This is a genomic window from Nonomuraea antri, from assembly GCF_013283785.1.
Taxonomy (GTDB): domain Bacteria; phylum Actinomycetota; class Actinomycetes; order Streptosporangiales; family Streptosporangiaceae; genus Nonomuraea; species Nonomuraea antri.
On the sequence record NZ_JABCPZ010000107.1, the window covers coordinates 26,795 to 34,173 of the forward strand.

General features: G+C 70.8%; 6 protein-coding genes. 2 read left to right on the top strand and 4 right to left on the bottom strand.

Annotation, left to right across the window (positions count from 1 at the left end; translation table 11 throughout):
- Complete coding sequence (locus HII36_RS30205; protein WP_217370154.1) at window positions 1–1,188, bottom strand: phosphoglycerate kinase; 1,188 nt, start codon at window positions 1,186–1,188, stop codon at window positions 1–3.
- 194 nt (window positions 1,189–1,382) lie between these two features.
- Window positions 1,383–2,387: a type I glyceraldehyde-3-phosphate dehydrogenase gene (gene gap, locus HII36_RS30210; RefSeq protein WP_173526676.1), complete on the bottom strand. Its 1,005-nt coding sequence runs from the start codon at window positions 2,385–2,387 to the stop codon at window positions 1,383–1,385.
- Window positions 2,388–2,571: 184 nt separating this feature from the next.
- Between gap and HII36_RS30215 the strand changes: the two genes are divergently transcribed.
- Both HII36_RS30215 and HII36_RS30220 read left to right on the top strand, forming a co-directional pair.
- Window positions 2,572–3,225 carry a hypothetical protein gene (locus tag HII36_RS30215; protein WP_173526677.1) on the top strand — a complete coding sequence of 218 codons (654 nt, stop codon included), beginning with the start codon at window positions 2,572–2,574 and terminating at the stop codon, window positions 3,223–3,225.
- Window positions 3,226–3,311: 86 nt separating this feature from the next.
- Window positions 3,312–4,835: a DUF4013 domain-containing protein gene (locus tag HII36_RS30220; protein ID WP_173526678.1), complete on the top strand. Its 1,524-nt coding sequence runs from the start codon at window positions 3,312–3,314 to the stop codon at window positions 4,833–4,835.
- A 565-nt stretch (window positions 4,836–5,400) separates the two neighbouring features.
- On the opposite strand, the gene whiA is transcribed toward HII36_RS30220, so the two are convergent.
- Entirely contained in the window at window positions 5,401–6,381 is a 981-nt protein-coding gene (whiA, locus tag HII36_RS30225; protein WP_173526679.1) for a DNA-binding protein WhiA, read from the bottom strand.
- Window positions 6,382–6,453: 72 nt separating this feature from the next.
- Window positions 6,454–7,379 (bottom strand): gluconeogenesis factor YvcK family protein (locus tag HII36_RS30230; RefSeq protein WP_236004001.1); only part of this gene is annotated, 926 nt, incomplete at its 5' end.

The window sequence follows — 7,379 nt, forward strand, 5'->3', positions numbered from 1 at the left end:
TCAGTCCTCCAGAGCCGCGAGTCCGGGCAGGGTCTTGCCTTCGAGGTATTCGAGGCTGGCCCCGCCCCCGGTGGAAATGTGCGAGAAACCATCTTCGGGCAGGCCGAGCTGCCGTACGGCCGCCGCGGAGTCGCCGCCGCCGACCACGGTGAACGCCTGCGAGGCGATCAGCGCCTCGGCGACCGCCCTGGTGCCGCCGGAGAACGCCGCGAACTCGAACACGCCCATCGGGCCGTTCCAGAAGACGGTCTTGGCGTCGGCCAGCTCGCCCGCGAACAGCTCACGCGACTTGGGGCCGATGTCGAGGCCCTGGCGGTCGGCCGGGATCGCCGTGGCCTCGACCATGTCGTGGTCGGCGTCGGCGGCGAAGTCGGTGGCGGCCAGCACGTCGACCGGCAGCACCAGCCGCACGCCCCGCTTCGCGGCCTCGTCGAGGAAGCCGCGCACCTGGTCGAGCTGGTCCTCCTGGAGCAGCGACCGGCCCACCTCGTGGCCCTGGGCCTTGAGGAAGGTGTAGGCCATGCCGCCGCCGATGATCAGCTTGTCGACCTTGGTGAGCAGGTTGGCGATGACGCCGAGCTTGTCGGAGACCTTCGCGCCGCCGAGCACGACCGCGTACGGCCTGGCCACGTCCTCGGTGAGCCGCTTGAGCACCTCGACCTCGGCGGTGATCAGCCCGCCCGCCGCGTGCGGCAGCAGCCGCGGCACGTCGTAGACGCTGGCGTGCTTGCGGTGCACCGCGCCGAAGCCGTCGCCGACGTAGAGCTCGGCCAGCCCGGCCAGCTTCTCGGCGAACGCGCCGCGGGTGGCGTCGTCCTTGGACTCCTCGCCCGGCTCGTAGCGCAGGTTCTCCAGCAGGGCCACCTGGCCGTCCTGGAGCGCGGCCGCGGTGGCCTGGGCGCTCTCGCCGACGACGTCGGCGGCGAAGGCCACGTCCTGGCCGAGCAGCTCGCCGAGCCGCCTGGCGACCGGCTCGAGGGAGTATTTCGGGTTCACCGCGCCCTTGGGACGGCCCAGGTGGGCGCAGACGATCACCTTCGCGCCGCGCTCGGCCAAGGTCTTGATCGTCGGTACCGAGGCCCTGATACGGCCGTCATCGGTGATCGTCTCGCCGTCGAGCGGGACGTTGAGGTCGGCCCGCACGAGAACGCGGCGGCCTTTCACGTCGAGATCGTCGAGCGTGCGCATGCTCACTTCCGTGTTCCCTTCTGAACGAGGCGCGCGGCCGGCGCGCCCCGTCGTCGTGCGTGTGTCCATGGCCTCACTCATCGAGGCGGCTCGGCCTCCTCACGTGGTGAGGCGGCCCGTGGTCGCCGGGAGAGGCCGCCGAACCGGTCGGCGGCTTGTCTCGCGGGCCGTCGGAGGTCGCGGTCTCGCGGCCGTCAGAGGTCGCGGCCGACCAGCTCGATCAGGTCGGCGAGGCGGTTGGAGTAGCCCCACTCGTTGTCGTACCAGCCGACGACCTTGACCTGGTTGCCGATGACCTTGGTGAGGCCGGCGTCGAAGATGCAGGAGTGCGGGTCGGTGACGATGTCGGAGGAGACGATCTCGTCCTCGGTGTAGCTGAGGATGCCCTTGAGCGGGCCCTCGGCGGCGGCCTTGACGGCGGCGTTGACCTCTTCCGCGGTCACCTCGCGGCTGACGTCGACCGTGAGGTCGGTGGCCGAGCCGGTGGGGATCGGCACGCGCATGGCGAAGCCGTCGAGCTTGCCCTTCAGCTCGGGCAGGACCAGGCCGATGGCCTTGGCGGCGCCGGTGGAGGTGGGCACCACGTTGAGCGCGGCGGCGCGGGCGCGGCGCAGGTCCTTGTGCGGGCCGTCCTGCAGGTTCTGGTCCTGCGTGTAGGCGTGGATCGTGGTCATCAGACCCTTCTCGATGGTGAAGGCGTCGTGGATGACCTTCGCCATCGGGGCCAGGCAGTTGGTGGTGCACGAGGCGTTGGAGATGATCGTGTGGCTGGCCGGGTCGTAGGCGCTGTCGTTCACGCCCAGGACGAGCGTGACGTCCTCGTTCTTCGCCGGGGCGGAGATGATGACCTTCTTGGCGCCGTTGTCGGCGTGCACCCTGGCCTTGGCGGCGTCGGTGAACAGGCCGGTCGACTCGACCACCACGTCGACGCCCAGGTTGCCCCAGGGCAGCTTGGCCGGGTCACGCTCTTCGAAAACCTTGATCGCCTTGCCGTCGACGGTGATCTCGTCACTGGTGGCCTTCACCTCGTACGGCAGGCGACCCAGGATGCTGTCGTACTTCAGCAGGTGGGCGAGCGTCGCGTTGTCGGTCAAGTCGTTGACCGCAACGATCTCGATGTCCTTGCCGCTGGCGGCGACCGCGCGCCAGAAGTTGCGACCGATGCGGCCGAAGCCGTTGACGCCTACGCGGATGCTCACGGGAACCGATCTCCTCGAACAGATGGCGGGCTGAAACCTCAATCACGAACCCTATCGGACCTAAATTGGTTTAGACCACTGCAGGGTGTACCCAACGAATCGGCGTTCGGGCAGCGCAATTTGCGAGGTTCGAGTAAAGTGCCCGACTCGTCGGAGTAAATTCGCGCATTCTCTGGGGGCTGAGATGTCACGTAAGAGGTCCGGCCTGCTCTCTGGGCTGATCATCGGCTTGATCGCCGCACTGTTCTGCACCGCCGCGGTGTGCGCGGCCATTCTGTTCTCCCACCTGATTCCTGAGGCCGTCATGGCGGCCGCCGAGGGCCGGGTCTTCGTCATCGGACTCGGCGTGGCCGCCGGTCTGCTGCTGGCGCTGGTGATGATGTGCGCGCGCCCGCGCAGTCTCGTCCTCCCCCCGCTGGCGGCGCTGTACGCCGCCGCGGCCACGGTGCTCGGTCTCGTCGTCGGGACGACGGCCATGGTGTCGAATCTCACCTCGATCCAGCAGGTCGGCGCGGGCGTCTTCTTCTCCGAGTTCGACCTCGGCCGGTTCGCCGAGGCCCTGCCTCATTCGTTCAAGAACATGTTGCTGGTCACCGTCGATGTGACATGGCCGTTCTGGACCTCCGCCGCGAGCGCGGCGCTGCTCGCGTTCGTGCTGGTCGCCCTGCGGGTACGGCGCCTGCGCCGGCTGGCCGCACGTGCCGCGGAGCCCGTTCAGGTCGTCGAGGAGGAGCCGGAGGTCGAGTACCGGGCGCCGTTCGAGCCCGCGCAGGCGCCGAGCGGATCGTCCGCGGGCACGGGGGATCTGTTCACCCCGCGCAAGCCCGCCAGAGATTAAAGGTATTTCTCCGGCGTAGGCCACCGGGCGGGGAGTAAGGTCACGGAAACATCACGGCACATTCCCCGACATAGGGACTCCCCAACATGTCCAGTGACAACACAGGCTTAGCACCTGGCATCCTGGTCGGTCTGGTGGCCGCGCTCGTCGGAGCCGGACTCTACGGCGTCATCTCCGGAGTCACCGGGTACCAGCTCGGCGTCGCCACCGCTGGAATCGGCTTCCTGGTCGGCGCCGGCATGATGGCCGTCAAGTCCGCGAGCCCGCTCCTCGCGCCGCTGGCCGCGCTGTTCGGCCTGATCGGCGCCGCGCTCGGCACGCTGCTCGGCCTCTCCCTGGCGCTGATCGACCTGGCCAAGCAGGAGGGCGCCGCGCTCGACTTCGGCACCGCGCTGTCGGTGAGCGCCGGCAGCTACGGCACGTTCGTCAACGAGGAGCGTGTCACGCTGCTGTTCTGGGCGCTCAGCGCGGCGGCCGCGTTCGGGTTCGTGAACCGGCGGATGAAGGCGGCCAAGGCCCGCGGGCTGGACGACGACGGCTACCAGCCCGACGGCCTGTTCTCGGCCCGGTCGGACGACCCGTTCCAGCCGCACATCCCGCCACGCAGATCCCTGCGCCCGGACGGCGGCTTCCCACCGTCCACGGAGAACCCGTTCCCACCACACCAGGACGACCGATACCCCGGAACGCCGCACCAGGACGACAGTTACGCGAGGACGCCGCACGAGAACGACAGGTACGCGGGCACGCCGCACGAGAACGGGTTCCGCCCGCGACGCGGCAACCCGTTCCCCGGCGGGCGGGACACCGGCTACCCCGAGCACCGCGACGACAGATTCGGGGCCCGACGGGACAGCGGGTTCCCGGAGCACCGCGACGACAGGTTCGCCACGCAGCGGGACACCGGCTACCCCGAGCCGCGCGAGAACAGGTTCGCCGCGCGGCACGACGACGGGTTCCCCGGGCAGCGGGACAACGGCCACCCCGCACAGCGCGGTGACGCGTTCCCCGCCCCCACCGATAACGGGTTCCCCACGCAGCGCGGTGACGGTTTCCTCGCGCCCGCCGACGACGGCTTCCCCGCGCAACGCGGCAGCGGGTTCCCCGGGCAGCCCGACGACGCGTTCCCCACCCCCCGGGACGACTCGTTCTCCGCTCAGGGCGACACCGCGTTCCCCGGCTCGCCCGATCACGGACGCCCCGGTCAGCGCGGCGCCTTCCCCCGTCAGCAGCACCGCAACGGGTTCGCCAGGCCCGCGACCGGCTCGTCCCCCGCTCCGGAAGCGAACAGGTTCCGGGTCCGGCCCGAGAACCTGTTCCCGACCGACCGCCCGTTCCACATCAGGGCCGAGGACGTCCGGCCCGCCGAGAACCCGTTCCCCCGCCATGCCGAGGACCCGGTGCCGACCGAGAACCCGTTCCGGTCCCGGGCCGAGGACCCGGTACCCACCGAGAACCCGTTCCGCAACCGCACCGAGGACGCGTTCCCACCGCCGTACCAGCGGGAGGAGAACTCGTTCCCGCCCCGGCACCTGCCACGCTACGAGGAACCGACTCCCGGCCAGGAGTACCAGCCCCGCCCCGACCACGGCCGCCACACCCAGAACTGACCACAACAACCCACGCCAGGACGACCCCACGACCCGAGGCCCGGGTTGAGCCCAAACAGCCCGGGTCGCACCCACGCACCCGCCTGCCCATCGCACCCGGCGGGTCCTCCAGGCCCGGCGGTCATCGCAACCCGCCGGTCGTCACACCCGGCCGGTCGTCACACCCGGCCACCCATCCTCCGCACCCGACCGCCCTGCACGCACGGCCATCGTCAACGCACGCCCGCCTTAAAACGCACGGCCGCCTTAAAACGCACGGCCATCGTCACCGCACGGCCGTCATCAACGCACACCCGTCTTGTACGCATGGCGATCGTCCACGCACCGCCGTCCCGTACACCCCACGCACGACCGTCGCGTACACCCGCGCACGGCTGTCCTGTACACGCACGGTCGCCGTCCAGTCACGCCCGGAGCGGGGTCCCCCGCCCCAGAGGTCCCATCACGAGGACCCCTGGCCGGCAGAGGCGGAAAGCGGCAACAGCGAGAGCCGCCATCGCCAGAGGGCGAGGAGGCCATCGCCAGAAGGCGACGAAGCGGTCGCCAGAAGGCGACGAGGCCGTCGTCAGGGGGCGAGCATGTCCACGGTGAGGTTGGCCTCGGTGTTGGGAATGCCCATGTCGGAGGCCCGCTTGTCGGCCATCGCCAGCAGCCGCCTGATCCGGCCCGCGATGGCGTCCTTGGTCAGCGGCGGGTCGGCGATCTGCCCCAGTTCCTCCAGCGACGCCTGCTTGTGCTCCACCCGCAGCCGTCCGGCCACCACCAGGTGATCGGGCGCCTCTTCCCCGAGGATCTCCAGCGCCCGCTGCACGCGAGCGCCCGCCGCCACGGCCGCCCTGGCCGAACGGCGCAGGTTGGCGTCGTCGAAGTTGGCGAGCCGGTTCGCCGTGGCGCGCACTTCGCGGCGCATGCGGCGTTCCTCCCAGGCGAGCACGCTGTCGTGCGCGCCCAGCCGGGTCAGCAGCGCGCTGATGGCGTCGCCGTCGCGTACGACGACGCGGTCGACGCCGCGCACCTCGCGCGCCTTGGCGTGGATCTTCAGCCGGCGCGCCGAGCCGACCAGCGCCAGCGCCGCCTCCGGGCCCGGGCAGGTGACCTCGAGTGACATCGACCGTCCGGGCTCGGTGAGCGAGCCGTGCGCCAGGAACGCGCCCCGCCAGGCGGCCTCGGCGTCGCAGGCGGCCCCCGCCACCACCTGACGCGGCAGGCCGCGCACCGGGCGGCCGTGGTTGTCGATCAGGCCCGTCTGCCTGGCCAGCGCCTCGCCGTCGCGATAGACGCGTACGACGTAACGCGACCCCTTACGCAGCCCGGCCGGCGCGAGCACGAGCACCTCCGCCTTGTGGCCGAACACCTCGCCGATGTCCTTGATCAACCGCCGGGCGGTGGCGTTGGTGTCGAGTTCCGCCTCGATCACGATGCGACCACCCACCAGGTGCAGGCCGCTGGCGAACCGCAGCAGCGTGGAAACCTCCGCCTTCCGGCAGCACGGCTTCAGCACCGGCAGGCGGCTCAGTTCGTCCTTCACCACACCTGTCATCGCCATGAGCGTTCGTCCTCCCCCATTCAAGACCGGCTCTCGTCAGTCTCTCGCACCTTCTCGCGACGCCGACCAGGATCAACGCTTCTGGAGGAAAATCTCGTCCAGGACGGAGGCAAGACGTCGTGCATCGTGTCTCGGCGAGCCGTCACCGGCGGCGACGTCGGCCATGACGAGCCGTGCGCCGAGCGCGGCCGCGGCCTTCTCCAGCGCGTCGGGGTCGTCGACCACGCCCGTGTCGGCGAGGACGACGTCGATCGCCAGCTCGGGGGCGTGCTGCCGGAGCACTTCCAAGTGCTGCTGGGGGGAGAAGTCGTCGGTCTCGCCCGGTTGCGGCGCCAGGTTGAGCGTGACCAGCCGCCTGGCCCTGGTCTCGTGCAGCGCCCTGGCCAGTTCGGGCACCTTGAGGTGCGGCAGCACGCTGGTGAACCACGACCCGGGCCCGAACACCAGCCAGTCGGCGTCGAGCACCGCGGACACCGCTTCCGGTCGCGCGGGCGGATCCTCGGGCACCAGCGAGATCGACAACACCCGCCCAGGCGTCAGCGCGCAGGCCACCTGCCCGCGTACGGTCGACACGACGCCGTCGAGCTCCACCTCGGCGACGATGTCGAGCGGCACCGAGGCCATCGGCAGCACGCGCCCCTGCGCGCCGAGCAGCCGCCCGACCCAGTCGAGGCCCGCGACGGGGTCGCCGAGCAGCTCCCACAGCGCCACGATCAGCAGGTTGCCCACGGCGTGGCCGTGCAGCTCACCCTCACTGCGGAACCGGTGCTGGACGACCTCGCTCCAGGTGCTGCCCCACTCGTCGTCGCCGCACAGCGCGGCCAGCGCCATGCGCAGATCGCCGGGCGGCAGCACGCCCAGCTCACGGCGCAGCCTGCCGCTGGATCCGCCGTCGTCGGCCACGGTCACCACGGCGGTCAGCTCGCGGGTGACGGCTCGTAACGCGGACAGCGAGGCGTAAAGCCCATGCCCGCCCCCGAGCGCCACCACCCGCGGCC